General features: G+C 67.9%; 20 protein-coding genes and 1 tRNA gene. 4 read left to right on the top strand and 17 right to left on the bottom strand.

Annotated features, from left to right (window positions below; all coding sequences use genetic code 11):
- Positions 1-22: 22 nt before the first annotated feature.
- The 16 genes from AC1DW0_RS26910 to tssA all read right to left on the bottom strand — a co-directional run bounded on the left by AC1DW0_RS26910 (position 23) and on the right by tssA (position 18,918).
- Positions 23-841: a hypothetical protein gene (locus AC1DW0_RS26910; RefSeq protein ID WP_477949088.1), complete on the bottom strand. Its 819-nt coding sequence runs from the start codon at positions 839-841 to the stop codon at positions 23-25.
- An 80-nt stretch (positions 842-921) separates the two neighbouring features.
- The gene (locus AC1DW0_RS26905; RefSeq protein WP_477949087.1) at positions 922-2,661 is read right to left on the bottom strand and encodes a hypothetical protein; all 1,740 of its coding nucleotides are present in this window, start codon (positions 2,659-2,661) and stop codon (positions 922-924) included.
- Positions 2,661-3,203: a DUF4123 domain-containing protein gene (locus tag AC1DW0_RS26900; RefSeq protein ID WP_457356280.1), complete on the bottom strand. Its 543-nt coding sequence runs from the start codon at positions 3,201-3,203 to the stop codon at positions 2,661-2,663. The genes AC1DW0_RS26905 and AC1DW0_RS26900 overlap by 1 nt, the downstream gene beginning before the upstream one ends.
- Entirely contained in the window at positions 3,200-5,752 is a 2,553-nt protein-coding gene (locus AC1DW0_RS26895; RefSeq protein WP_477949086.1) for a type VI secretion system Vgr family protein, read from the bottom strand. The genes AC1DW0_RS26900 and AC1DW0_RS26895 overlap by 4 nt, the downstream gene beginning before the upstream one ends.
- Positions 5,753-5,917: 165 nt before the next feature.
- Entirely contained in the window at positions 5,918-8,593 is a 2,676-nt protein-coding gene (gene tssH / locus AC1DW0_RS26890) for a type VI secretion system ATPase TssH (RefSeq protein ID WP_477949085.1), read from the bottom strand.
- Between the two features lie 59 nt (positions 8,594-8,652).
- A complete protein-coding gene (gene tssG, locus AC1DW0_RS26885; protein ID WP_477949083.1) occupies positions 8,653-9,711 on the bottom strand; it encodes a type VI secretion system baseplate subunit TssG in 1,059 nt (352 codons plus the stop codon).
- Positions 9,708-11,579 carry a type VI secretion system baseplate subunit TssF gene (tssF, locus tag AC1DW0_RS26880; protein ID WP_477949081.1) on the bottom strand — a complete coding sequence of 624 codons (1,872 nt, stop codon included), beginning with the start codon at positions 11,577-11,579 and terminating at the stop codon, positions 9,708-9,710. The genes tssG and tssF overlap by 4 nt, the downstream gene beginning before the upstream one ends.
- 117 nt (positions 11,580-11,696) lie before the next feature.
- Positions 11,697-12,233 (bottom strand): type VI secretion system baseplate subunit TssE, encoded by a 537-nt coding sequence (tssE, locus tag AC1DW0_RS26875; RefSeq protein ID WP_056194104.1) that lies wholly within the window; start codon positions 12,231-12,233, stop codon positions 11,697-11,699.
- On the bottom strand, positions 12,233-13,075 hold the full coding sequence (locus AC1DW0_RS26870; protein WP_457325120.1) for a type VI secretion system accessory protein TagJ: 843 nt from the start codon (positions 13,073-13,075) through the stop codon (positions 12,233-12,235). The genes tssE and AC1DW0_RS26870 overlap by 1 nt, the downstream gene beginning before the upstream one ends.
- The gene (locus AC1DW0_RS26865) at positions 13,065-13,634 is read right to left on the bottom strand and encodes a double zinc ribbon domain-containing protein (RefSeq protein WP_056194100.1); all 570 of its coding nucleotides are present in this window, start codon (positions 13,632-13,634) and stop codon (positions 13,065-13,067) included. Before AC1DW0_RS26865 ends, AC1DW0_RS26870 begins: the two co-directional genes overlap by 11 nt.
- A 6-nt stretch (positions 13,635-13,640) precedes the next feature.
- Positions 13,641-14,510, bottom strand: a complete 870-nt coding sequence (locus AC1DW0_RS26860; RefSeq protein ID WP_457447920.1) for a hypothetical protein — start codon at positions 14,508-14,510, stop codon at positions 13,641-13,643.
- Positions 14,510-15,037: a hypothetical protein gene (locus AC1DW0_RS26855; protein WP_457356272.1), complete on the bottom strand. Its 528-nt coding sequence runs from the start codon at positions 15,035-15,037 to the stop codon at positions 14,510-14,512. The genes AC1DW0_RS26860 and AC1DW0_RS26855 overlap by 1 nt, the downstream gene beginning before the upstream one ends.
- A 44-nt stretch (positions 15,038-15,081) precedes the next feature.
- Positions 15,082-15,582, bottom strand: a complete 501-nt coding sequence (locus AC1DW0_RS26850) for an Hcp family type VI secretion system effector (protein ID WP_056194090.1) — start codon at positions 15,580-15,582, stop codon at positions 15,082-15,084.
- 95 nt (positions 15,583-15,677) lie between these two features.
- Positions 15,678-17,171, bottom strand: a complete 1,494-nt coding sequence (gene tssC / locus AC1DW0_RS26845) for a type VI secretion system contractile sheath large subunit (RefSeq protein ID WP_056194087.1) — start codon at positions 17,169-17,171, stop codon at positions 15,678-15,680.
- A 44-nt stretch (positions 17,172-17,215) separates the two neighbouring features.
- Positions 17,216-17,710 carry a type VI secretion system contractile sheath small subunit gene (gene tssB / locus AC1DW0_RS26840; RefSeq protein WP_457394438.1) on the bottom strand — a complete coding sequence of 165 codons (495 nt, stop codon included), beginning with the start codon at positions 17,708-17,710 and terminating at the stop codon, positions 17,216-17,218.
- Between the two features lie 104 nt (positions 17,711-17,814).
- Positions 17,815-18,918 carry a type VI secretion system protein TssA gene (gene tssA, locus AC1DW0_RS26835; RefSeq protein WP_477949077.1) on the bottom strand — a complete coding sequence of 368 codons (1,104 nt, stop codon included), beginning with the start codon at positions 18,916-18,918 and terminating at the stop codon, positions 17,815-17,817.
- Between the two features lie 156 nt (positions 18,919-19,074).
- Between tssA and AC1DW0_RS26830 the strand changes: the two genes are divergently transcribed.
- From AC1DW0_RS26830 to AC1DW0_RS26815, 4 genes are all read left to right on the top strand, one after another.
- Positions 19,075-20,895 carry a serine/threonine protein kinase gene (locus tag AC1DW0_RS26830; RefSeq protein ID WP_477949075.1) on the top strand — a complete coding sequence of 607 codons (1,821 nt, stop codon included), beginning with the start codon at positions 19,075-19,077 and terminating at the stop codon, positions 20,893-20,895.
- Positions 20,896-21,057: 162 nt separating this feature from the next.
- Positions 21,058-21,546, top strand: coding sequence for a hypothetical protein (locus AC1DW0_RS26825; protein ID WP_477949073.1), 489 nt, complete (start codon positions 21,058-21,060; stop codon positions 21,544-21,546).
- A gap of 147 nt (positions 21,547-21,693) precedes the next feature.
- On the top strand, positions 21,694-22,257 hold the full coding sequence (locus tag AC1DW0_RS26820; RefSeq protein ID WP_056194288.1) for an RNA polymerase sigma factor: 564 nt from the start codon (positions 21,694-21,696) through the stop codon (positions 22,255-22,257).
- 109 nt (positions 22,258-22,366) lie between these two features.
- Positions 22,367-22,443: transfer RNA gene (locus AC1DW0_RS26815), tRNA-Met, on the top strand.
- Positions 22,444-22,625: 182 nt separating this feature from the next.
- Here AC1DW0_RS26815 and AC1DW0_RS26810 read toward each other — a convergent pair.
- On the bottom strand, positions 22,626-24,125 hold the full coding sequence (locus tag AC1DW0_RS26810) for a protein adenylyltransferase SelO (protein WP_477949071.1): 1,500 nt from the start codon (positions 24,123-24,125) through the stop codon (positions 22,626-22,628).
- Positions 24,126-24,389: the final 264 nt, after the last annotated feature.

Genomic DNA, 24,389 nt, shown 5'->3' with positions numbered 1-24,389 from the left:
CCTGCAAAGCGGGTATGGATGCTCATCTGAGCACATAAACCTTGCCTTCGATCAGGGTCAGCCGCAGCGGCCAGGCGATGTTGCCGAGCGTGGCATCGTCGTTCTGGCTGCTGAGCACCGGGGCGCCCAGGGGATTGAGGCATTCCAGCAGGCGCCCGCCGGCCACCACGCGCAGCAGCAGGTTCTCCGTCATGGGCGGCTGCAGCGTCGCCAGAGCTCCCGCCTGCCAAAGCTGCTGCACCTGCTCGCGCAAGGCGGTGACGCCCTGGCCGGCAGGGCGCTGGTAGGCCTGGTCGACCTCCTCCAGCTTGAGGCGGCATGCGGCGAGAAAGCTGTCGGGGTTGCCGCGTGACAGGTCGAAAGCGAGGCGCTGCACGGCGGCGAGCACGGTCTGGCGGTCCTGCGGGCCGGGGTTGAGCACGGGGGCGTCCAGCCAGCGCCAGCGCGGGAAGCCAACCGGCAGCTCCAGGTCCTGGTGCACGACGGTGGGCGCCTCGAAGCCCTGACCCTCCTCGATGCCCCAGGCCACCTCCGCCAGCACGCGCACGGCCTCGTCGGCCAGGCTCTTGCCCTGGCGCAACAGCACGAGGCGGGCACGCGCCTGGGCGGCGCGCGCGGCCATGCGGGGCTGGGCGGGTGCGTTCGGCGCGGCCACGGCCTGCGCGATGGGCGGCGGCGCGACGACCAGCGTGATGCGGTTGCTGCCGTTCTGCAGGTATTCGTGCACCGTCACCGACTGACTGCCCGCGCCGGCCGGCAGGCTGAGCACGGGCACGCCGTTGACCTGCACCTCGACGGGCTCGCCGCTGGTCTGCACGTGCAGGCACATCAGGCGGTCCATGTCAGCGCCGCCCGGCCGCCCGAAGGCGCTGACGCGCCCCCTCGGGGGGCAGTGAATGGAATGAGCGTGGGGGCCTCATATCAGCCTCCACTCCAGTCGATGAGGGTCAGAGCCGGGATCAGCTCGCGCTGCTGGCGCTGCGCGCCGCCGAGCGGGTCCTGGCGCAGCAGGCAGACGTTCACCGGCTCGATCGCCAGGCGGTAGAACCATTGCTGGCCACGTCCGTCCGGGCGCGGACGCAGGCCGCATTCGCCGACGATGGCGCCGCGCAGCGGCTCGGCCAGCGGGCCGGCCGACAGCAGGGCCGGCTGGCCGTTGGCAATCGCGTCGAGGCTCAGCGTGAAGGGGTGGCGCCAGGACGCCTTGGCTTGCTCCAACGCGGCGCCGTCAGCGAGGCTCATGCGCCACTCGCTGCGGCCCTGGGCGCGCAGGCTGACACGGGCTCGGCTGCCGAGCCAGTCGAGTTCGCCGCTCAGGCGCAGGTCCAGCACCAGGGCGGCAAAGTCGATGGCGCCCTGCACGCGCAGCGCGACGGCGCCGTCTTTTTCGTGTTGCCAACCCCAGGTGATGCCGGCCTGGCCGACGAGGGGCGCCAATTCGGCCTCCATGCGGCCGCTGCTGCCGGCCATGTGGCGAGACCAGGCGATGAAGAGTTTTTCGAGCCCGGCGCGGCTCAACGGCTGGAGCGTCTGCCAGGCCTTCAGCCAGGCCGGTGCGGGTTCGGTATGGCCATCGGCTTCGAGATGGCAGGCGGTACCTGCCGCGTTCAGCAGCGGGGCTTCGCCTTCGACGGGCCAGGCCTGGGCGGGCAGTGCGCCATGCCTGACTTCGACAAGGCGCTGCGTGGCGGCATGCACCTGCAGGCCGAGCTCGATGCGGCCCAGTGGCGCGCCCGCGTTGCGGATGCCGCAGCTGCTGATGCTGACGCTCTGCACATCGGGCGGCTCGCCGTGGGCGATGCCGGCGGGGCCGAGCTTGGGGTCGGGCGGCGGGCTGGGCGGTGCATGCAGCGTCAGGCTCAGGCGGGCAGTGTCGGCGCCGCGCCAGGTCAGGCGGCCGGCGCCGGTTGCGTGCAGCACCTCGGGGTGGTGGGCATCACAGGTGGCTTCGGTGCTGACCGCGAGCTGCAGCCGCGCGCTCGCGCCTGCGCCCACGGCGCGGCTGAGCACCGGCAGCAGGCGGGGTTCTTCCAGCGGTGTGGACAAGGTTTCTGGCTGCGGCGCCCAGGGCGCCAGGTCGACGCGCCGCCAGCTGCCGTCCTGGCCCTGGTAGGCCTGCAGCGGTTTTGGCTCGGCGACGGCGAAGGTGATGGCGGCGAGATCGCAGGCCTTGGGCCGGGGCGGCGGCGGCTGGTCGAGAAAGATGGCTCGGCCACGCGCTGCACGGCCGAGCCCCGCTTCAACGGCGGCCAGGGCCTTGTCGTAGCCGGCGGGTGTCATCGCGTCGCCGGTTGGGGCGGCCTTGGCGGCGCGGCGCACCAGTTCCTCGCGGGAGCGATGGGTGAGCTGGTGAAGGCGCAGCGTCGGGCTCAGCGTGGCGTCGGCAGCAATGGCCGCTGCCCATTCGAAGCGCGGCTTGGCCTCGAAGCCCGCGCCCCACAGGCAGCACAGCGAGGCATAACGGGCCAGCTCAGCGACATGGCGCAAGCCGATTTGCTGTGCATGTTCCAGCGCCACTTCGATGAAGGCTGGCCAGCGGGCGTGGAGCTGTTCGGCGACCTCGGGCCAGGCGCTGCCCAGCAGTTGCAGCAGCTCGCGCGAGTCGCGCTTGAGCTGCAGGGCCTCGACTTTTTCCAGCTGATCCGCGTTGAGTTGGAGCATCAGTTCACCCGCTCCCGGACTTGGCTGTCCAGCACGCCGTTCAGGCGCTGCCACCAGGTCCAGCGCTTCGCGGCCGGGCAGACAAGCTGCTGCCCGGCCGCGAAGAAGGCGTCGAGCTGCGACGGCGCGAGGCCGGGTAGCAGCAGGGCCAGCAGCTCGGGGTCCCACCAGCGCCAGGGCCGGCGGCGGCCCTCGGGCGTGCGCACCTCCGCGAGGTCACGGCTGTGCTCGCGCATGGCGAGCAGCGGCCGGTTGGACGTCATCAGCACACCCCATCCCTCGAAGGCGGTGCAGGCTTCACCGAGCAACCAACGGGTGAGATCGGCCTCGGGTTGCAGCTCGACGATGTAGGCCGCCTGCGCGGCGGCCTCGGGCTTGAGGGCGCCGCGCTGCAGGCAGTCCCAGCCGACGGACTGCCCGGCCTGCAGCCGTTCCAGCAGGCCGGGGATGACACCACCGTCGACGACGGCATGCACGCGCCCGTCCGGCCGGTCCCACAGTGCTGATCGGATCTGGGCCGTGGCCAGAGCGGCAGCGTTCAAGCCGGCCCTCCGCCGCCCTCGGGGCCTGCGGCGTCGTCGGGAGGTGGGGCGGCTGCGTCGGCGTTTTTCGCGTCGTCCTCGTTGTCCTCCGCCCCGCCTCCGCCGCCGGCCGCGGCCGCGGCCAAGGCGGCCGCTGCAGCGCCTCCTGCTGCAAGGGCGGCGGCTGCGCCGGCAAGGCCGGCAGCGCGGATCTTCGCCGCACGGGCTGCAGCGGCCGCGGCGGCAGCAGCGGTATCTGCGGCGGCCTTGGCCGCTGCTGCGGCGTCCGCGCTCGCATTGGCCGCGGCGGCGGTGTTTGGCGCCTCTTGGCCGACGGTCAAGGGGTCTTCAAAAAGCTTGTCGTAGTCCGTGGCCTTGGCGGACGTCAGCAGTTCCTGGTTCATGGCGTCTTCCGGCGCCTTGGGCTCGGCCGCGGCCGCGCTCTCGGCTGCGCCGGCGGAGCCGCCGCCACCGCCACAGTTGACCTTGACGAGGGGGCCGTCGATGGTGACGCCCGCCGGGCCCAGCGTGATGACCGAGCCGCCGCAGACGATCTTGATGCCGGCCGTGGCCTCCAGCACGATCTCGGCGCTGCCCTTGGCCTTGATGTTGACGGCTTGCATCAACAGGTCGGCTGTGGCCTTCAGCGACAGCTTGGCACCGGCCTCGCCGACCAGGTTGCCGGTCGTCTTGAAGTTGCCCGCGCCGCCGCTTTGCAGGTTGATGTCGCCGCCGGCCTTGACGGCCGTCTTGCCGGTGACGTCAAGCCCGTAGTCGGCACCGACCTTGGCGTTGAAGTCTTTCTCAAGCTTGAGCTGGTAGGTGGCCGCACCCGTGGTGAAGATGTCGCCGGCGACCTTGGTGTGCAAGTCCTTGCCGAGGTCGTGCATGACGTCCTTGCCGACGTTGACATACCAGTTCTCGCCGACGACCTCCTTGCGCGTGAGCTTGACCTTCTTGGTCTCGTTCATCTCGATCCAGTCGAAGGCGTCTTCCTTCACGTGGCGATGGAAGTTCTTCTGCGACTGCAGCCAGACGTATTCCTTGCCCGTCTTGTCGTCGAAACGCAGTTCATGGCGAGCGTCGGCCGCGCCGTTCTTGGTCGAGTGGGTGCGCCAGCCGCTGATGTCGGAATTGGCGGGCAGGGGATAGATGGGCGTGTTGATGTCGTTGTGCACCGAGCCCGTGATGAGGGGCCGGTCGGGGTCGCCGCCGATGAAGCTGACGACCACTTCGTGGCCGACGCGCGGGATCATCCACAGCCCCATGCCCTTGCCCGCCCAGGGCTGGGACAGGCGCACGAAGCAGGAGCTGTTTTCGTTGTTCTCGCCCAGGCGGTCCCAGTGGAACTGCACCTTGATGCGGCCGTGCTTGTCGGTCTCCACCTCGTTGCCCGAGGCGCCGACGACGATGGCCGTCTGCGGCCCGTACATGATGGGCCGCGGCGTGCGGCGCTGCGGGCGGAAGGCATTGCCGCCCGTGCTGATGCACATGAGATTGGCGATCACGCCGTCGCGGCGGCGCGGCAGGGACCTGAGATCGTCGATGGCCTCGTGGTCGGCGAACTCGGCGTGGAAGTTCATGCCGACGATCAGGTAGCTGTCGTCGTCGGCCGCATTCAGGGCGTCTTCGAGATCGAAGGTGGCGCCCACCGTGATGTCGTTGCAGTTGGTGGTGCCGGTGTAGATCTGCTGCAGCGACTGCAGCTCTTCCAGCCGCATCTTGGCGACGCGAATGGCGGCCGCCGCGGTCGGCTGCGCGTCGGGCTTGACCTGGTTTTGCACCGCACGCGCCGGGAACTCATAGACCTCGGCGTCGCCGAGCTTGGCGGTCGCCGCCGTGGGCAGCGCGCTGTGCTCCTGCTGGATGGCAGACGCCGTCGCGAGGTAGTCGTAGTCGCGCACCACGGCCTTGACCGAATGCACTTCCTCGACCATCTTCCAGTCGACGAGGGTGGGCTTGGTGGCATCGAGCTTGTGGGACCATTTGACGGTCTTGTCGCCCGTCTTGGCCTTGTGCTTGCCCATCGAGTCGATCAGCACCAGGGTGTGGGTGGTGCTGGTGTGCTCGAAGAAATAGTAGATGCCGAACTCTTCCAGCAAACGGCTGACGAAGTCGAAGTCCGATTCCTGGTACTGCACGCAATACTCGAGCGGCTTGTAGACCGCGGCGTCCTGCAGCCGCCAGGCGAAGTCGGCGCTGTAGGGCGTGAGGACGGCGGTGACGATGTCCTTCACGCTCTTGTTCTGGAACACCTTGGAGTTGCGCGTGCGCGTGGCGAACCAGGTCCAGGGCCGCATGGTGATGCGGAAGGAGTCAAAGCGGCCATGGCGTTCACCGCGCTGGACTTCGGTGATGAAGCCATTGAAGTGACGCTTGGCACCATGCTCGATGCTGACATTGGCACGCGAGCCCAGCAGGGCGTGCAGGTCGATGGACTCGCGCACGCCCAGCAGGCTGACGTTGCCGACCAGGTCGACCTGCCACTCGGGCAGCGCGCCGAGCTGCTCCCGACCCTCCATGCGCAAGACCAGCAACTTTTCACCACCCAGCTTGGTGGTGATGGACATCACACTAGACATGTGTCGGCCCCTCGTCCGATGAGTACATCGACCGGTCCCCCGAGGGGACGGCGATGCTTGCGGCGTTGAGCCGCAAGCACATCGCCCGGCGGGCCGGCTTGGGAGCGGCCCGGCGCTCGGCCCGGGAAGTCACTACGGCCTTCATCTGCGGCCTCAATCGAACGCGTAGGAGAAATCCCCGTCCGCCACGCCCAGGGCGACGCGTGCCAGCGGCTGACCCGAGGCCGTGCGCGACAGGTACTCGATCGACACCTTGGGCAGCACCGTGTTGGTCAGGATGGCGTCGATGATGCGGCCGCCCGACTCCGCGTTGTTGCAGCGCTTGACGATGAGCTCCACCGCCGCGTCGCTGTACTCGAACGGGATGCGGTGGTTCTCGGCGACGCGCTTGACGATGCGGCCGAGCTGCAGGCGCACGATGCGGGCCAGCATCTCATCGCTCAGCGGGTAGTACGGGATCGTGACGATGCGGCCCAGCAGCGCCGGCGGGAAAACCTTCTGCAGCGGCTCGGTCAGGGCCGTGGCCAGCGACTCGGGGTCGGGCAGCAGCTCGGGGTCGCGGCACATGTTCATGATGAGCTCGGAACCCACATTGCTGGTCAGCAGGATGATGGTGTTCTTGAAGTCGATCATGCGGCCTTCGCCGTCCTCCATCCAGCCCTTGTCGAAGACCTGGAAGAAGAGTTCGTGCACGTCGGGGTGGGCCTTCTCGACCTCGTCCAGCAGCACGACGCTGTAGGGCCGGCGGCGCACGGCCTCGGTCAGCACGCCGCCCTCGCCGTAGCCCACGTAGCCCGGAGGCGCGCCCTTGAGCGTGGAGACGGTGTGCGACTCCTGGTACTCGCTCATGTTGATGGTGATGACGTTCTGCTCGCCGCCGTACAGCGATTCGGCCAGCGCCAGCGCCGTCTCGGTCTTGCCCACACCCGAGGTGCCGCACAGCATGAAGACGCCGATGGGTTTGTTGGGGTTGTCCAGCTTGGCGCGCGAGGTCTGGATGCGCCGGGCGATCATGTCCAGGCCATGCTGCTGGCCGATGACGCGCTGGCCTAGCGTGGCGCCCAGGCGCAGCACGGCTTCCAGCTCGTTCTTGACCATGCGGCCGACGGGGATGCCGGTCCAGTCGGCGACGACGCTGGCCACGGCCTGCGCGTCGACCGAGGGCAGGATCAGCGGGGCGTCGCCTTGCAGCTCGGCTAGCTGGGCCTGGGCGGCGTGCATCTCGCCCAGCAGGCCGTCGCGGTCGGGTTGGGCTGAAGCTGCTTCGTCCACCGGCTGGCCATCACCGCGCAACTTGGCGCGCAGCTCCAGGATCTTGGCGACGACATCCTTCTCCTGCTGCCAGCGCACTTCCAGCGTCGCGAGGCGCGCGCGCTCGTTGGCCAGCTTCTCTTCCACCGACACGCCGCGGTCGCCGATATGCACGCCCACCTGGGCCTCGCGGCCGATGATGCCCTGCTCGATCTCCAGCGATTCGATGCGACGCTTGCAGTCCTCGACCTCGGCCGGCATCGCGTGCTGGCTGACGGCCACGCGGGCGCAGGCGGTGTCCAGCAGGCTGACGGCCTTGTCGGGCAGCTGACGGGCCGGGATGTAGCGGTGCGACAGCTTGACGGCGGCCTCGATGGCCTCGTCCAGCAGCTGGACCTTGTGGTGCTTCTCCAGCACGGTGGCCACGCCGCGCAGCATCAGGATGGCCTTCTTCTCGTCGGGCTCCTCGACCTGCACGGTCTGGAAGCGGCGGGTCAGGGCCGGGTCCTTCTCGATGTACTTCTTGTACTCCGCCCAGGTCGTGGCGCCGACGGTGCGCAGGTTGCCGCGCGCCAGAGCGGGCTTGAGCAGGTTGGCCGCGTCGCCCGTGCCGGCGGCGCCACCCGCGCCGACGAGGGTGTGGATCTCGTCGATGAACAGGATGATGGGCGTGGGGCTGCCCTGCACCTCGTCGATGACCTGGCGCAGGCGCTGCTCGAACTCTCCCTTCATCGACGCGCCGGCCTGCAGCAGGCCGATGTCGAGCGTCAGCAGCGTCACGCCCTGCATGGGCGGAGGCACGTCGCCGCGCGCCAGGCGCAGCGCAAAGCCCTCCACCACGGCCGTCTTGCCGACGCCGGCCTCGCCGGTCAGCAGCGGGTTGTTCTGGCGGCGGCGCATCAAGATGTCGACGATCTGGCGGATCTCGTCGTCGCGGCCCGTCACCGGATCGATCTCGCCCTTGCGCGCCTTCTCGGTCAGGTCGACGGTGAACTTCTTCAGCGCCTCCTGGCGGCCCATGGCGGCGGGAGCCATCGCGCCCTCGGCTTGGCCGGGTTGCGCGCTGTTCAACGCGCTGCCGTCGGTGGCGCCCAGGCCCGCTTCGCCGGTCTTGCCGACCAGGCTTTGCAGCTTGTCGGCCAGGTCATCGGCCTTGATTTTCTCGAACTGGCGCGAGATGCCGAACAGCGCTTCACGCAGCGTGCGCGTGGACAGCAGCGCCAGCAGCAGGTGGCCGCTGCGCACCTGGGCGTCGCCATACATCAGCGTGGCATAGACCCAGCCCTGCTGAATGGCGTGGGTGATGTGCTCGGAGAAGTCGCTGATGGCGGTGGAGCCGCGCGGCAGGCGGTCCAGCGCCGTTGTCACGTCACGCGCAAGCGCGGCGGCGTCCAGCCCGTAGTGGCGCACGATGGCGCTGACGTCGGACTCGTTGTTCTCCAGCAGCTGGGTGATCCAGTGCACCAGCTCGACATAAGGGTTGCCCCTGAGCTTGCAGAAGACGGTGGCGCCTTCGATGGATTTGTAGGCCAGCGGGTTGAGCTTGCCGAACAGGGCTTGGCGGCTGATGTCAGTCATTTCCAGTTCTCCTCGGTGCTAAGTGACCAAGGGCGCCGTTCGGTTCCGCTCTGAGCGCGCTACATCTGATGCTTGGGGGCAAGCGAGGGTTTCAGCGCCCCCCGGCAGATGCTCTCGACGTTCATCAGCAGCTGGTCGGCACGCTTGCGCGGGCGCTGGCTGTTGAGCCAGGCGCTGCGGCCCAGCATGCCGACGCCGGGACGCTTGCCCAGCGGCCAGGCCGGCACCTCGGCGGGCTTGAGGCGCAGGCGCACATCCCAGGCGAACTCCTGGCCGACGTATTGCCTCACCATGGCCTGCAGGGCCGGCAGATGCGGGCCCGACGGCAGGAAGGCCTGGAATGCCTCCCAGCCCAGGGGGCCGATCTCGATGCGGAACTTGTGCTGCACATCCCAGACCTGGCGGCCCAGCACGGCACCGCGACCCAGGGCCACGCCGTCGTGCTTGACGAGACGGGTGCGCTCCTCGAGCCCCAGCGGCATCCAGTGGCCGCTGAACTGCTGCACCAGGGCCGGCACGCGAAAGCGCAGCGCGATCCAGCTCTGCAGGCCATCGGCGTCGCGCGCCGAGCGAGCCAGGCGGCCGGCGAAATAGAGCTTGGGGAAGTCGCCCAGGGCGTCGCGCTCGCGCAGCGACGGCTCGGCCAGGCCGATGAGGGCGCCCACATGGCGCACGATGGGCGCGTCGCGGCTGCGATCCATGCCCACCACCGGGTTGGCGCGCGCCCAGGCCCGGTAGAAGAGCAGGCCGAAGCGATGCAGCAGCATGTCGGCAAAGGCCGCGAAGGTGCGGTCGCCGTGGTGCATGGCCCGCTCGCGGGCGTATTCGGTCAGGTGCGTGGGCAGGGCACCATTGGGGCCGAACAGGCTCAGCACCCGCTGCACCAGGCGTGGCGGTCCGTGGTCGTTGGCTGCCAGTTTGGTGATGGCCGTCGGCGCGAAGTTCAGCGCCGGTTCGCTGGCAAAGCGCACCGGCTCGTCGCCTGGGCGCAGCGCGTCGCCCAGGCGCGGCTTGTCGGCGTGGGCGGCCTCGATGCGGCGCAGGGCCTGGAAGAGGTCGAAGCGGCCCGGGCGCGCGGCCAGCGCGTCGAAGATCGATGGCTCAGGCTTTGCGCTCACAACACTGCCCTGGCGCCCGGCAGCGGTTGCCAGCGCTTCAACTCGCCGCGGGTGCGCGAGACCAGCAGCGTCTGGACAAAGCTGTTCATCGACACGTGGCGGCTGAAGTAGTGGTGCAGCACGGCGCCCAGCAGCGTCGCGCTGCCACCTTCGAAGGAGAGCTCGTCCACCGTCAGCTGCACCTCCAACCCGCGGCCGAAGGCGATGGGGCCTGGCGCTGGATGGCGGCGCACGATGGGCAGTGTGGTGACGGAGCGCACGCCTTCGATCTGCCGCAGCAGGCCGGCGCCGGAGCTTTGGCCGAACAGGCCGAGCAGTTCGCGCAGGGCCAGCGCACCGCGCTCGGGGTCCTCGTCGACAAGGGACAGGTAGTTCAGCGATAGCAGGGACAGCAGCCGCCAGGCCAGTGCGCCTTCGCGCGCCGCGCTGCCGGGCCGCGACGGGCCGGCCACGACGGCGACATGGTCGACGGGCGCACGGGTCTCCAGCGTCAGGCCACCATGATCGCGGCCGGCGGGCATGAAGAGCGGCAGGTCGCGGTTGGTGCAGCGGATCTTGGCGGCCAGCTGGCGCAGATCGGCCCGGTAGGGCGCGCGCTGCAGGTCGACCAGGGACAAAAAGACCTCGCTGCCGACATAGGCCGAGCGCGGCCCCTCGCGCTTGGCGCGGTCGCTGGCCAGACGCGGCTCGCGCAGCAGGCTGAAATAGCCGGAGGCGCCGGCTGGGTCGGCATGGGGCACGTCGAACAGCGGCAGGAACTGCAGCTCGTCGGTGTCGCTGGAGAAGCCGGTGACCGAGGCGACGTCGAACACCTCGAAGTCGGCGCCGGCCAGTCGGTCGGGAATGACCTGGAAGGCGGTAGCGCTGTCGTCGACCGTGATGCGTTCGGCGCGGCGCTCGAAGAGGTTGATGGCCGGCACGCAGTTCAGGCTGAAGTTGGCCGGCTCGCCGCCGCCCTCCAGGCTGGCTTCGTAGCGGTCGAACAGCAGCACCAGCTCGAAGCTGTTGCCCGTGCAGGCAGCGAAGCTGGGCTTGAGGCCAGCAACGTCGATGAACAGGAAGCGCTGCGGGAAGGCGAAGTACTCCTGCATCAGCCGCGTGCCGGACAGGCCGCGCAGTGTCACCGGCAGCATGGCCTCGTCATCGGCCAGGCCGACGTGGCGCACGCGGTTGGCCGGGATGAACTGGCGCTTGGCCGCAGCCTCCTTGCCACCAGGCCCGGCCAGCACGCCCACGCAGCGGCAGGTGGCGAGCTCGTGCAGCTTCAGCGCCACGTCCTGCAGCCCGCCCATGAAGAAGCGCAGGCTGTCCAGCGGCAGCCGCGAGAAGCTCATGCCGCTGGGCAGCTCCATGCGCACACGCACGCCGCTCTTGGGTCGCTCGCGCAGCGGCAGGCCGCTGAAATTGATGTCGGTGGCGCTGAGGAAGTACTCGACCTGGCTGACCCGGATGGGCGTCAGCGTGACCGGCTGGGCGGTGCGGAACTCGCAGCGCGTCGGCCCCAGCGGCGTCTTGGCGCCCATCAGCGCGCTGCCGCGCGGCAGCGTGAAGCCGGCGATCAGGTTGGGGTCCTGAGCGGGCTCGAGCTGAGCCACCAACATAGACGGGATCGGTGCGCCAAGGTTGGGGCAGACCATGTCCAGCAGCGCCTGGGCGAGCTGGGGGAACTCGGCATCCTGCTTGAGCTGCACGCGCGCGGCCAAGAAGGCCGTGCCTTCGAGCAGGCGTTCCACATAGGGGTCGGCAACCTCCAGGCCCTCCATGCCCAAGCGCCCGGCGATCTTGGGAAACTCGCGCGCGAACTCACCACCCATCTCGCGGAGATAGCGCAGTTCCTGGTTGTAGTAGCGAAGGAGGCGGGGGTCCATCAGGGGTTCCGACGCAGCCGGGAAACACAGCCACAGAGGCACAGAGGCACGGAGGAATACGAGACTCTTCCTTCAGTTTCTCTGTGCCTCTGTGTCTCTGTGGCCATGTTCATTGTTTCAGCCGCGCATATCACGCACGGCGGCTTGACCAGTATCCACGTCTACGTCAGCGCTGAGCAGCAACTCCAGCGGCACTGGCTGGTTCCACATCTGGCCCTTGATGGTCAGGCGCAGGCTGGTGGGGCGCAGGCCGGTGCTCATGTCGTTGGCGATGCGCACCTCCACCGTGTCCGGGTCCAGTCGCGGCTCGAAGCGGATGATGGCCTGGCGCACCTGGGCCTCGATGAGGGGGAACTGGTGGATGGTCATGGTCTGCCCGGTCAGGGGCAGGATGCCGAAATTCAGCACCGAGTCGCGGGCATGCGGCAGGCTCTTCCATAGCGCCGTGCGTTCGGGGTCGTTGCGGTTGCCGATGTCCGGCTCTTCACACACCGCGTTGAACAGCCAGGAGAGGTCGCGCAGCACGGCCTCACGCAGCTGCTTGCGGCTCAGTACGCGGGCCTCGAGGGCCTCGACCTTGGAGCTGGCATCGTTGTCGGTGAGCCGGTCCAGCAGCGAGGGTTGGAGGCGGTCCTGGGCACCGAAGCTGGCCATCAGTTGCCTTCGGTCTGCGTGGCCTCGCTGGCGTCGAAGAGAATTTCTCTGACGGCCATCAGGTCGTGGTCGCCGATGTCGCTGGTCAGCACGCGCTGGCCCAGGCCGGCATAGCGGTCCTCGCCTGGCAGTGCTTGCCATTCGGTCTTGCGCGCCAGGTTGATGAGGCCATCCTCGCTCTTCTCGGAGCCCGGGTAGCGCGTGGGCACCAGGGCAACGCTGTTGCCGCCATTGGTGAAGCTCAGCTGCGCCGGCATCCAGACGCAGTCGCGCAGGTCCTCGGGCGCGTCGAAATGGATCTTGGCCAGGTGCTGGAAGGGCACCCAGGTGTAGTGGCCGTTGAGGCAGACCTCGAGCACCGGGCCGAGGCGTGAATCGGCGTCGGCGAGCCACTCGAAGCGCTGGCCGTCGATGCTGCCCGCACTCGTCGGCGCGGCCTCGAAGGCCTTGGTGGCGAGGTCGGCCGCGAGCTGGTGGTTGCCCTCGGCCTGCTGCTTGAGGGACTCGATCAACTGGGCCACCCAGGCCTCGGGCTGGCCGAAGACAACCGGCGTGCGCTTGCCGGCAAACACCTGGGCGCGCAGCAGCTCGCAGCGGATGGCGTGGCCGACGGTCTCGCGCATCGGGATGGCCAGCTTGTCCATGTCGGCGACGACATTGAGCTGGGTGTGGGCGCGTTCCCACTGGCCGAGCACGCTGAGCAGCTGGGACATGAAGGTGCGCAGCTTGGGATCGGCCGGCTTGGCGCGCACGGCCTCGGTCAGCTTGGCGAGTGCGGCGCGCGGGTCGCCGGCGCGGAGTAGCTCTTCGGCGGCTTGTTGGGGAGAGAGATCAGAAGCCATGGCCGCAGTCCGTGCAGAAGCGGGCTTGCCGCGAGAGGGTGATGCCGCAGGCCGGGCAGCTCTTGTGCGTGCTGGCCATGTCGAAGCCGCATTCGTGGCAGAAGCGCCCGCCCTGGCTGGGCGTCTGGCAGTTCGGGCAGGCCGAGCCGCCGCCGCTGGCAGCGCCCTGGCTGGCCGAACCCGCATCCAGCGCGGAACGGGCGGCGCAATCGCGGCAGCTGTTGCTGCTGCTGTTCCAGCATTCGCGGCCCACCCATTTGCGGCAGCCGGTGCATTTCTCGTACAGCGGTGCCGCGGCGGCCATGGCTTCGGCCAGGGCCTCGGCCTTGGCACTGCCACCACCGGCTTCGGCAAACGCACCGGTGGCGCGGCTGGCCTTGTTCAGGTCGTAGAACATGAATGCGAAACGGCTCAGCCAGCCCGTGATCTGGCCCTTGCGATAGGGCCTGAAGGCCGAGCGCGAGCTCTCGCCGCATTTCTCGCAGAAGAACTCGAACTGGAAGCCGGCCGACACGTCGCTCATCGACGTGCTGACGTCCCGGTAATTGGTCAGGGCCATGGGGGCTTAGATTGGAGAACCGATGTTCTTCATCGTGAAGGCGCGCGTCGTGTTCTGCGACGCGGTCTTGGCGACGGCCTGGCCGGTGTTGCTGTGCGAATAGTGAGATGGCGGGTTCTTGTAGACGTAGGCGAGCGAACCGAATTCGCAGGTCCACTTCTCCATCATCTCCGTCATGGTCTCGTTCACGACCACGTCCAACTCGTATTCCAGCAGGCGGATCTTCTGGATGGTGAAAATCAGCGAAGTGCCGTCCAGGAACGTCGCCGAGCGCCGGTGGATGGTCAGCGTGCCCGAGGGGAAGATGTTGCCCGCCTTCATCGAGTTCAGCATCTGGGTGCTGGCGATGTCGACCCGCTTGGTGAACGTGAACTCGAAATTGCGGTTGCGTTCGAGGTCCGCGTACTGCTTCTCCCGCTCGCCTTGCAGCGTGGCCGCCTTTTCGGCTTTTTGCGGGTCGGAAGGCGCGAAGGCGTTGGGATCCCTGGCGATGCTTTCGAGCTTCTTGTTGAAAGCCGCCCCGAGGGCATCGCGCTGGTCCTGGTGGGCTTTCCAGTCCGCCTCGGAAAAATTGCCGCCACGCTGGGCTTTCGCGAAGGACTCCTGCAGCCTCTTGTCCCGCTTCTGGTAATCGTCGCTGGCCGCATGCATCGCGCGCAACTCGTTGCTGCCTTGCTTGTCTGCTCTGCCGCTCGCGAGGGTGAAGGCCGCTGCCGCCTTGCTGGCGCTCTTGCGCTCGTCCTCGTTGTGCAGCTTCCAGTTGAGCGTCTCCACCAGGATCTGCCCCTGGAAGCCTTCGGACGCTGCTTCGCCCACGACCGGCACGCGGGTGGGGCGCAGCAGAACCAGGAAGATGTCGGCGCCGTTGTTGGACATCAGAGGGCCAATGGGTGGAAGAAGGGGGCCGTGGGCAGGTTGTCCTTGCCGAGGGTCTTCAGATACATCATCTTGATGTTCTTGAAGTTGAGGGTCCAGCTTTCCCTCACCTCCTTGGACAGGCCATCGTCTGACACCTCCAGGGTGCAGTCGGCAAAGTAGCCCTGGGTACAGACGACGGTGAAGCCAGGTTGATGGATGGCCCGGCCTTGCTGCTTGATGTGCAGCACCGTGATGGACGCGCTGAGCACGGGCAGGTGGTTGTCCAGGCAGAAATGCATCTGCGAGGAGCCGACGTCAAACCGCTTCTTGAAGGTCAGCGGCTGCATCTTGATGCTGACGGGCGTACCCAGCCCTGCCATCGAGGCTGCAGCGGCGGCAGCCGCTGCGGCCAGGCCGCTGGCTTTGCTCTTGGGGTCCTTGAGGGCCTGCATGCCCCAGCCGAACTCCAGCAGCTCGATCGAGCCTTCCCAGCCTTCGAGCAGGCCCTCGCCCACCACCGGCCCGGCGCCGGTGATGAGTTGCATAAAAATATTTGAACGGCTCATGGTGCCGGGCGCCGCTCAGGGGATCACGCCGACGGCGAAGCCGTGCCGGCCGGGATGTCCCAGTTGTAGGTCTTGGGCGCGCCGAGCTTGCCGGTCTTGTTGTCCTGCGGCTTGTATTCGATCTTGACGGTCTTGAAGACCATTTCGACCTTCTGCGTGACGTTGCCTTCCTCGGTGCCGCTCTGGTTGACCTTGGTGATGAAGCAACCTTCCATCGTCATCGTGAAGTAGGTCTCGGGCGTGGCACTGCCCGTGGTCTTCATCATCTGCAGCTCGACCTTGGGGAAGGCCTTGCCGGTGCAGATATAGCCCAGGATCACGGTCGACGAGGTGTCGAAGTAGTGCTCCCAGTTCATCTTGCCGGGGTTGGGCTTGCCGACGGAAGCGCCGCCGCCCTTGGTCCAGCTGGTCTCGGCTTCGACTTCCCAGTCCCAGCCCTGGATCTCGATCCACTTTTCCTTGCCCTTCTGGATGGACTCGCCATCGGCCTTGTCGAAGAAGGTGAGGAATGCATTGACTGCCATGTTGATATCTCCTTAGGGGTTCAAAGCGCGGGTGTTGTGGTGGTGGTGAGAGATGACCCGTCCTGCTCCCGCGCCGGCGAGTTCTCCCAACTGTCTTAGGCGGACTTCTCGGACGGCAGCTTGGACACCAGCCGCAGCGACACGGTCAGGCCTTCGAGCTGGTAGTGCGGCTTCAGGTAGAACTTGGACTGGTAGTAGCCCGGTGCGCCTTCCACTTCCGAGACCTCGACCTGGGCGGCCGCGAGCGGGCGGCTGGCCTTGGTCTCTTCCGACGAGTTCATCGGGTCACCGTCGACGTAGTTCAGGATCCAGCTGTTGAGCCAGTCTTCCATCGCGTCGCGCGACTTGAAGGAGCCGACCTTGTCGCGCACGATGCACTTCAGGTAGTGGGCGAAGCGATTGCAGGCGAACAGATAGGGCAGGCGGGCCGCGAGTGCGGCATTGGCGGTCGCGTCGGCGTCGTCGTACTCGGCGGGCTTTTGCAGCGACTGGCCGCTGATGAAGGCCGCGAAGTCACTGTTCTTGCGGTGCACCATCGACAGGAAGCCGTTCTTGCTCAGCTCGGCCTCGCGGCGGTCGGAGATGGCGATCTCGGTCGGGCACTTCATGTCCACGCCGCCGTCGTCGGTCGGGAAGGTGTGCGTGGGCAGGCCGGTCACCGCGCCGCCGGATTCGATGCCGCGGATGCGCGAGCACCAGCCGTACTGCTTGAACGAACTGTTGATGTTCACCGCCATCGCATAGGCGGCGTTGGACCAGGTGTACTTGCTGTGGTCGGCGCCCTCGGTGTCTTCCTCGAAGGCAAACTCGTCGACCGGGCTGGTCTTGGCGCCATAGGGCACGCGCGACAGGAAGCGCGGCATGCACAGGGCCAGGTAGCGGGCGTCGTCGGACTCGCGCAGGGACCGCCAGGCGGCGTACTCCGGCGTTGTGAAGATCTTGGTCAGGTCGCGCGGGTTGGCGAGTTCCTGCCAGCTTTCCATCTGCATGACGCTCGGCGCGGCACCGGTCACCAGCGGCGCGTGGGCGGCGGCGGCGATCTTGGACAGTTCGCCGAGCAGCTCGACGTCGGGGGGCGTGTGGTCGAAGTGGTAGTCGCCCACCAGGCAGCCATAGGGCTCGCCGCCGAACTGGCCGTATTCCTCTTCGTACAGGCGCTTGAACAGCGGCGACTGGTCCCAGGCCGTGCCCTTGAAGCGCTTGAGCGTCTTGCCAAGGTCGGTCTTGGAGACATTCATCACGCGGATCTTGAGCTGCTCGTCCGTCTCGGTGTTGTTGACGAGGTAGTGCAGGCCGCGCCAGGCGGATTCCAGCTTCTGGAAGTCCTCGTGGTGCATGATCTTGTTGATCTGCTCGGTGAGCTTGCTGTCGATGGCCGCGATCATGGCCTCGATGGTCTTGACGGCGTCGTCGCTGAGCAGCGTGGTGTTGCTCAGCGCCTGCTGGGCCAGCGTCTGCACGGCCTGCGCCACGGCGCCGCGCGCCTCCTCGGTCTTGGGCTTGAATTCCTTGTTCAGCAGTGCCGCGAAGTCATTGCCTTCGAAGGTCACGCCCGCCAGGGCCGATGCTGACTGTTCCGCTTGGGTCATGTTTGAAACTCCGGTCGTTTCAGGGTGTTCTTGTGGGCTGCGGCTTACTCAGCCTTGGGCGCGTCGGTCAGTGTCTTCAGCAGCGTGGGGTCGGCCAACACCTTGGCGATCAGGTCGCCGGCGCCGCTCTTGCCGTCCATGTAGGTGATCAGGTTGGACAGTTGCTGGCGGGCCTCGAGCAGCTTGTTCAGGCCTTCGACCTTGCGCGCCACGGCGGCGGGCGAGAAGTCGTCCATGCTCTCGAAGGTGATGTCCACCGGCAGGTTGCCCTCGCCGGTCAGCGTGTTCTCGACCTGGAAGGCGACGCGCGGCTTCATGGACTTCATGCGCGAGTCGAAGTTGTCGACATCGATCTCGAGGAACTTGCGGTCGGCCACCGGCGGCAGCGGATCCTCGGGCTTGCCGGACAGGTCGGCCATCACGCCCATCACGAAGGGCAGCTGCACCTTCTTCTCGGCGCCGTAGAGCTCGACGTCGTACTCGATCTGCACCCGCGGGGCCCGGTTGCGGGCGATGAATTTCTGGCTGCTCTTGCTCATGTCATTGCTCCTTGCGGATGGGATTCAGGGATTCAAAAGGCGGTGCGCCACGACGGACTGCAGGAGGGGCTTTGATGAAGACGACATCGCGGCGTTCCTTGCGACTACTGCAGGCTTTCAGGGTCCACGCCCAGCATACGGGCCACCTCGCCGACGGCCTCGGGGGCAAACTCTCGTACCAGCTGCAGGAAGTTGCGGTCGATGAGACGTTGCGCACGGCGCAGCAGATCGGCCGCGGGGTTGGTGGGTTCGTTCTTCTCGAGGTAGGCGCAGACCAGGTCAATGGCACGCACGGCATCGGCGCGGCTCTCGATCGCGCCCAGGCCGCCACCGCCGCCGCTGCGGCCGCGGCGGGCAGGCGCGGGCGAGTCGCCACCGCCGTCCTGGCCCTGGGCGATGCCCAGGTCGTTGAGCATGCCGGCGAGGTCGTCCGCTGAAGCGTCGATGCTGACCGGGCGCGGCGAGACGGCGATGACGGCGTCCAGCATCGCGCGCAGCGCCGAGAAGTCGGGCACGTCGCCATAGTTGAGGCGCACGGACAGGCAGGCCACCAGCGAATCCAGCGCCGCAACGGCGGCGGGCGCCTGGGTGGCGAGCAGCGGATAGCCGGCCACGGCGTCGGCCAGCATGTTCTCGATCTGGCTGCGCGAGGGTGTCGATTCGTCGTCGCGCGCCGCCAGGTCGCCCATGGCGATCTCGATGTCGCGCACACTGATCTGGCCGATGCCGCGGTCGTTCAGCACCAGGCTGGCGCGGACGTCGCCCAGCGTGGTGTCCAGGCTGGCCAGCTCGTTGAGGACATTGACCCGCGCAAACGCGTCGCCATCCTCGGGGCGGGGGTGGAGTTCGTCCCACCAGCGCGTCAGCAGCTCTTCGAACAGGCGCAGGCCCGGGGCCAGCACCGCGAAGCCTTCCAGGCGCAGCCGGGCGCGCAGCAGCAGGTTGGCCACGCGCAGGTCGCGGGTGCGGGTGTTGATGTCGTCGGCCAGGCTGCGCACGGTTCGCCAGTCGGGCGGCTCGGCGGACGCGAACTGGGTTTCGGGTTTGCCCGCAGCCGCCTGGGTCAAGGCCAGGAAGTCGTTGTCGTATTCCAGGTCGGGGCCGCAGACCTCATCCTCGGACACGGGCTGCAGCCACGGCGCCAGCGCGGGGTCGCTGCTGAGCGACTGTGCGGTGTCGGGCGACGGGTCGAAGGGATTGCTGTCCATGGTGGTCCGGGTGAGCTTGCCGATCAGGGCAGGCAGGAGTTCGGGCGGTAAGTAACTGGGGCCGCCGCTTAGTTCCCTGCGGCAGCTCTGTCTGCCGGCAAGGGGAACGGAATGGCGTGTGGCGTCACTCAGCAGGTTGGACGTCCCGCCTGAACGATGAACTCCTCCAGCGACCCGGAAGACAACGACGCGACCATCATCCGGCCCAGTGCCGCCACCGGCCCCGTCGCCGCGGCGCCTGTTCCTGACGAAGCCGTGCCCGCCGTGATGGCAGGCGGCCCGGCTACGCCCGGGGCACCACCTGCGAGCCTCGACCGGCTGGACGGCGGCAACGCCTTGCCCGTCGGCAGCCGCCAGGGCGAGTTCGAGGTCATCCGCGTGCTCGGCGAGGGCGGCTTCGGCATCGTCTACCTGGCCCGCGACCACGCGCTGGAGCGCACGGTGGCGCTCAAGGAATACATGCCCGCCGCCCTGGCCTTGCGCGGCGACAGCTCCCAGGTGCGCGTGCGCTCGGAACGCCACCGCGATACCTTCGAGGCCGGCCTGAAGAGCTTCATCAACGAGGCGAAGCTGCTGGCGCAGTTCGACCACCCGTCCCTCGTCAAGGTCTACCGGTTCTGGGAGGCCAACGGCACTGCCTTCATGGTCATGCCCTTCATCGAAGGCAAGACGCTGAAGGAGACGCTGAAGGAAATGCCCGAGCCGCCCGGTGAAGCCTGGCTCATGGACATGCTGGCCTCGCTGACCGAGGCCCTGCTGGTGCTGCACGGCGAGCATTGCTACCACCGCGACATCGCACCCGACAACATCATCCTGGTGGCCGGCAGCGGCCGCCCCCTGTTGCTGGACTTCGGTGCTGCGCGCCGCGTCATCGGCGACATGACGCAGGCGCTGACCGTCATCCTCAAGCCCGGCTATGCGCCCATCGAGCAGTACGCCGAGGTGCCCAGCATGAAGCAGGGGCCGTGGACCGATGTCTACGCCCTGGCCGCCGTCGTCTACTGCGCCATCACCGGCCGCACGCCGCCACCCAGCGTCGGCCGCATCGTCAAGGACGACTACGTGCCGCTGGCCCGGCAGGGTGAACTCACGAAGGGCCGCTACAGCGAGCGCCTCGTCAAGGCCGTGGACCGCGCCTTGCAGGTGTTGCCCGACCAGCGCACCCAGTCCATGGCCGAGTTCCGTGAGGACCTGGGCCTGGCAGGCCACTACGCGCCCAAGCCGGGCCAGATGGCGACGCTGATCCAGGCGCCCGCTGCAGCGGCGCCGGCTCCAGCCGCCGTCAAGCGGGCCGCGAGCCGCGGGCCACTGTGGCTTGGCCTGGGCTTGGCCGGCCTGGCGGCTGCCGGTGCAGCGGCCTGGTTCGCGACGCGGCCTGCAGGGCCAGCCGAACCGATTGCCGCGGCGCCGGTGTCGGTCCCGGCAGTCGCTCCGGCTCCCGCGCCTGCGCAGGCCGAACCCGTTGCGCGAGATCTGCCCAGCCAGTTCCGGTCCCTCGTGGCGCGGCACAGCGACGGCTTCGACGTGCAGGCGCAGGCGGAGCGCGCCAGCCTGCGCATCGACCGCGACGAGCTGCGCTTCAGCGTCAGTGCCTCGCGCGAGGGCTATGTCTATGTGCTGCTTGCCGGCCCCGACGGCAGCCTGGTCCAGCTCTACCCCAACGACAAGGCCAAGAACAACCACATCGGTGCTGGCGAGACGCTGCGCCTGCCCGGTGCCAGCTGGCCGCTCAAGGCCAGCGACCCACCGGGCCCGGAGCACTTCTTCGTCCTCGTTGCCGCCGAGCCGCGCAGCTTCGCGCCCTGGTCCACCGAGAAGGAGCCGAGCTACGGCTTCCTGACATTGCCGGCCCAGGGTCCGGCCGGTGGCACGGCGCCGGGCACATCGAGCTGGCTGCTGGGCCAGCCGGATTGCGGCCACCCCAATTGCGCGGCTGACTATGGCGCCGCGGTGTTCAGCGTGGAAGCCGTCAAGTAGCCGATGTTGCGGAACCCGGCCGCGGTCGCGGTTACCTATGGTGTGCCGGCCGCTTCTGCTGCCGACGCCCTTCGCCGACCTCTGGACCGTGTTCTGAACCCCACCCAAGCCCAGGTCGCCCAGCTGCTGGCGACGCCTCAAGCCCCTCAGTTGGGCGCATTCGTGAGCGCCGCGGCCGTCGGGCAACTGCTTTGGGCCAGCCCGGTGGAAGGTCGGCTCGAAGTCTGCAGTGGCGCCACGCCGTCGGGCGCGGTTTCCGCTGACATCGGCCGCCTCTTCGTCGCGGCGCTGCGCGAGCATTTCGGCGACGCGGCCAGCGCCATCGCTGAGCGCGAATGGCGCCTCAGCCAGCGACCGCGCCGCCTGCTGCCGGCGCGCACCGTCAAACGGGCCGTGGCTTGCGCGGAGTCAGCCCTGGGCCTGCTGATGGCCCAGTCCTATCTTTTGCAGATCGAGTTCTCGGCCGTCATGCTGGGCTGGCGCTTTCGTCGCGTCGCCGACGGCCTGGGCCTGGATCCCGCCAGCCTCGCCATCGAGCGCCGTCGAGCTTTGGACCAGGCCCTGGCCCCCGACTTCAGCCTGCCGCCACCCGCCGATGCCGACGCGCTCGCCGCGCGGCTGCGAACCCTGCTCAACCAGCTTTCGCATTGACTTCGTGATGTAGTTCACGGCCTCAGGGGTTAACCCATGCCCGTAAATGTGGGGTAGGGCGGGTCTGCCTTGTCGCAAGCTTTGCTGCGACGGCGTCTGATCAGACAGGGCGGCCACTTCGGCCGCTTCATCCGCTCGGAGCCCGTCATGCAGCCCCAGTGTCAACCGATTCGCCACCCCGCAGCAGCCGACCCCAACGTCATCTTCTCGGAGCTGTTCGGCGAACACCGTGACCGCCTCTACCGCTTCGTGCTGCGCCATATCGGTGACAGCACCGAAGCCGAGGAACTGGCCCAGCAGGCGTTTGTCGAGGCGGCGCGCACCTATGAGCACTTCCGCGGCGAGTCGCAGTTGTCGACCTGGCTCTACGGCATTGCGATGAACCTGGTGCGCAACCACCTGTCTCGTGCGCCGTCGCGGCTCTACCGCTTTGAGGACGAGTCAGCGTTGGAGGCCACGGCCTGCCTGCACGCCAACCCGGAGCAGCAATGCCATCTGAACCAGTTGATGGCCTTGCTGCAGATCGAACTGGACGGCCTCATGCCCGAGATGCGCGAGGTATTGCTGCTCGTCGCCATGGACGACATGAGCTACGAAGACGCCGCCGCCCTGCTTTCCGTGCCCATCGGCACCGTGCGCAGCCGCGTGTCGCGCGCCCGCTCGCACCTGCGCACCCGCCTGCAGGCCCGCGGCGCCCAGCTGCCCTTCTGATTGCGGGTCATTTCATCGATCGCGGGTGACGTGCCGCTGCGGTTCGCTGGAAGCACCGCCACGGGATTTGCCTCAACGGCCGAATCTCGTATATACTGCTAGCTTCAGTCGCGGGGTGGAGCAGTCTGGTAGCTCGTTGGGCTCATAACCCAAAGGTCGTAGGTTCAAATCCTGCCCCCGCAACCAAGAAATAAAGAGTCCTGTGAAGGACTTAGCAAAGCCCGCCAAGTGCGGGCTTTGTCGTTTCTGGCTGGCTTTTGACGGGTCTTGTGGCGTCCCAAGATGGGATTCGGTCGAACAGGCCGTTGTCATCTCGTCGGCATCGCAGGCGCAGCGGGACGCTTCCTTGGTTGTGTGGCCGGTGCGGTTCAGGTGCCGCAAAAGGTGCGGAATCGCGCAGTCACCTCGGTGGGCGCCGGCACCGCATAGCGCGTCAGCAGCGCAGCCTCTTCCCAGGGGTTGAGCAGCGCGCCCAGCAGCGCGTTGAAGGGCTGCAGATTGCCCTCGGTCGCGGCGGCCAGGGCTTCCTCGACGAGGTGGTTGCGCGGAATGACCGCAGGGCTGGCGCGGCGCATGCGCGCGACGCGCTCGACGACATCGACCTCGCCATCACGGACGCAACGCTCGCGCCAGCGGGACAGCCAGGCGTCCAGCGCCGCGCGGTCGGCGAAGAGGTCGCGCAGCGGCTCGGGGCGGCCTTCGGCTGCCGAGGCCAGATGGCGCCAGGCGAGCGTGAAGTCGACCGCTTGCATGTGCAGCAACTTCAGCCAGTCGTCCGCCAGCGTGGCATCGGCCTCGTCGTCCGCTGGCGTGGCAGCGAGCAAGCCCAGTTTTTGCCGCTGGCCCCGCAGCAGTTCGCCGGCCAGCAGCGCGGGAAATTCGTCGATGACGGCCGTCGCTTCGGCCACGGCGCGCTCGATGCCCGGCTCGTCGTCGGCGCTCGCCATCAGCGGCAGCAAGGTTTCCGCGAAGCGCGCCAGGTTCCAGCGCGCGATGCCGGGCTGGTTGCCATAGGCGTAGCGGCCGGCGTGGTCAATGCTGCTGAAGACGGCTTGCGGGTCATAGGCCTCCATGAAGGCGCAAGGGCCGTAGTCGATGGTCTCGCCGGACAGCGCCATGTTGTCGGTGTTCATCACGCCATGGATGAAGCCCACGTTCAGCCACTGCGCCACCAGCCTGGCCTGGCGCTCCGCGACGGCGCGCAGCAGCCCGAGGTGGCGGTCGGGCGCTCCGGCGAGCGCGGGGTCATGGCGGGCGATGGTGTAGTCGGCCAGGCGGCGCAAGGTGTCCAGGTCACCACGCGACGCGAAGAACTGAAAGGTACCCACGCGCAGATGGCTGGCGGCCACACGGGTCAGCACCGCGCCGGGCAAGGGCGTCTCGCGGTACACCGGCTCGCCGGTTGCCACCACGGCAAGGGCGCGCGTGGTGGGGATGCCCAACGCATGCATGGCCTCGCCGATCAGTACCTCGCGCAGCATCGGGCCGACGGCCGCCTTGCCGTCGCCGCCGCGCGAAAATGGTGTGCGGCCCGAGCCTTTGAAGGCGATGTCGCGGCGCCGGCCCGACGTGTCGACCACCTCGCCGAGCAGCAGCGCGCGGCCGTCGCCGAGTTGCGGTGAGAACCCGCCGAACTGATGACCCGCATAGGCTTGCGCGATGGGCTCGGCATCGTCTGGCAGCAGATTGCCGGCGAAGAGTGCTGCAGCGACCGGGCCGCTCAACACTTCGGCCGGCAGGCCCAGCTCTTCGGCCAATTCAGGATTGGCGAACAGCAGGCGCGGCTCTGGAACCACGTCAGGCTTCCAGGCCACGGCGGCGCCGGGCAGTTCGCGGGCGTAGGTATGGGTGAAACCGAAGCGATGCATCTGGACCCTGATATGTCGGACGCCAGTGTGCCCGGCAAACAGTGGGCCTTTGCGGCGGAGGTTTAAGCAGGCTCGCCTGCCTGCCCGCAGAAGGCGCAATCTCGTTCAAAGGCGAAATGACCTGCGCAAAGGACCGCGTTCTCTGGGCTGCCAGGGTTGTTTTGCCAAGCCCGCGATGAACGCCTGCGACCTGCGGCCGCGCACCGACGATGTAACAAATTGCGTCAATCGCTAAACCGAAGCGAAGCGGTCTGGATAACCGTC

Source organism: Roseateles sp. P4_D2, from assembly GCF_056401875.1.
This window is presented reverse-complemented; position numbering and strand designations above follow the sequence as displayed.

Bases quoted from the DNA above. Each gene is read 5' to 3' on its own strand.
- AC1DW0_RS26820 (WP_056194288.1), top strand. From the start codon at position 21,694: ATGCAGCCCCAGTGTCAACCGATTCGCCACCCCGCAGCAGCCGACCCC.
- tssH (WP_477949085.1), bottom strand. From the start codon at position 8,593: ATGACTGACATCAGCCGCCAAGCCCTGTTCGGCAAGCTCAACCCGCTG.
- tssE (WP_056194104.1), bottom strand. From the start codon at position 12,233: ATGGCCAGCTTCGGTGCCCAGGACCGCCTCCAACCCTCGCTGCTGGAC.
- AC1DW0_RS26810 (WP_477949071.1), bottom strand. From the start codon at position 24,125: ATGCATCGCTTCGGTTTCACCCATACCTACGCCCGCGAACTGCCCGGC.
- tssC (WP_056194087.1), bottom strand. From the start codon at position 17,171: ATGACCCAAGCGGAACAGTCAGCATCGGCCCTGGCGGGCGTGACCTTC.
- AC1DW0_RS26850 (WP_056194090.1), bottom strand. From the start codon at position 15,582: ATGGCAGTCAATGCATTCCTCACCTTCTTCGACAAGGCCGATGGCGAG.
- tssF (WP_477949081.1), bottom strand. From the start codon at position 11,579: ATGGACCCCCGCCTCCTTCGCTACTACAACCAGGAACTGCGCTATCTC.
- AC1DW0_RS26910 (WP_477949088.1), bottom strand. From the start codon at position 841: ATGGACCGCCTGATGTGCCTGCACGTGCAGACCAGCGGCGAGCCCGTC.
- AC1DW0_RS26860 (WP_457447920.1), bottom strand. From the start codon at position 14,510: ATGTCCAACAACGGCGCCGACATCTTCCTGGTTCTGCTGCGCCCCACC.
- tssB (WP_457394438.1), bottom strand. From the start codon at position 17,710: ATGAGCAAGAGCAGCCAGAAATTCATCGCCCGCAACCGGGCCCCGCGG.
- AC1DW0_RS26865 (WP_056194100.1), bottom strand. From the start codon at position 13,634: ATGGCCCTGACCAATTACCGGGACGTCAGCACGTCGATGAGCGACGTG.
- AC1DW0_RS26830 (WP_477949075.1), top strand. From the start codon at position 19,075: ATGAACTCCTCCAGCGACCCGGAAGACAACGACGCGACCATCATCCGG.
- AC1DW0_RS26870 (WP_457325120.1), bottom strand. From the start codon at position 13,075: ATGGCTTCTGATCTCTCTCCCCAACAAGCCGCCGAAGAGCTACTCCGC.
- AC1DW0_RS26855 (WP_457356272.1), bottom strand. From the start codon at position 15,037: ATGCAACTCATCACCGGCGCCGGGCCGGTGGTGGGCGAGGGCCTGCTC.
- AC1DW0_RS26905 (WP_477949087.1), bottom strand. From the start codon at position 2,661: ATGCTCCAACTCAACGCGGATCAGCTGGAAAAAGTCGAGGCCCTGCAG.
- tssA (WP_477949077.1), bottom strand. From the start codon at position 18,918: ATGGACAGCAATCCCTTCGACCCGTCGCCCGACACCGCACAGTCGCTC.
- AC1DW0_RS26895 (WP_477949086.1), bottom strand. From the start codon at position 5,752: ATGTCCATCACCACCAAGCTGGGTGGTGAAAAGTTGCTGGTCTTGCGC.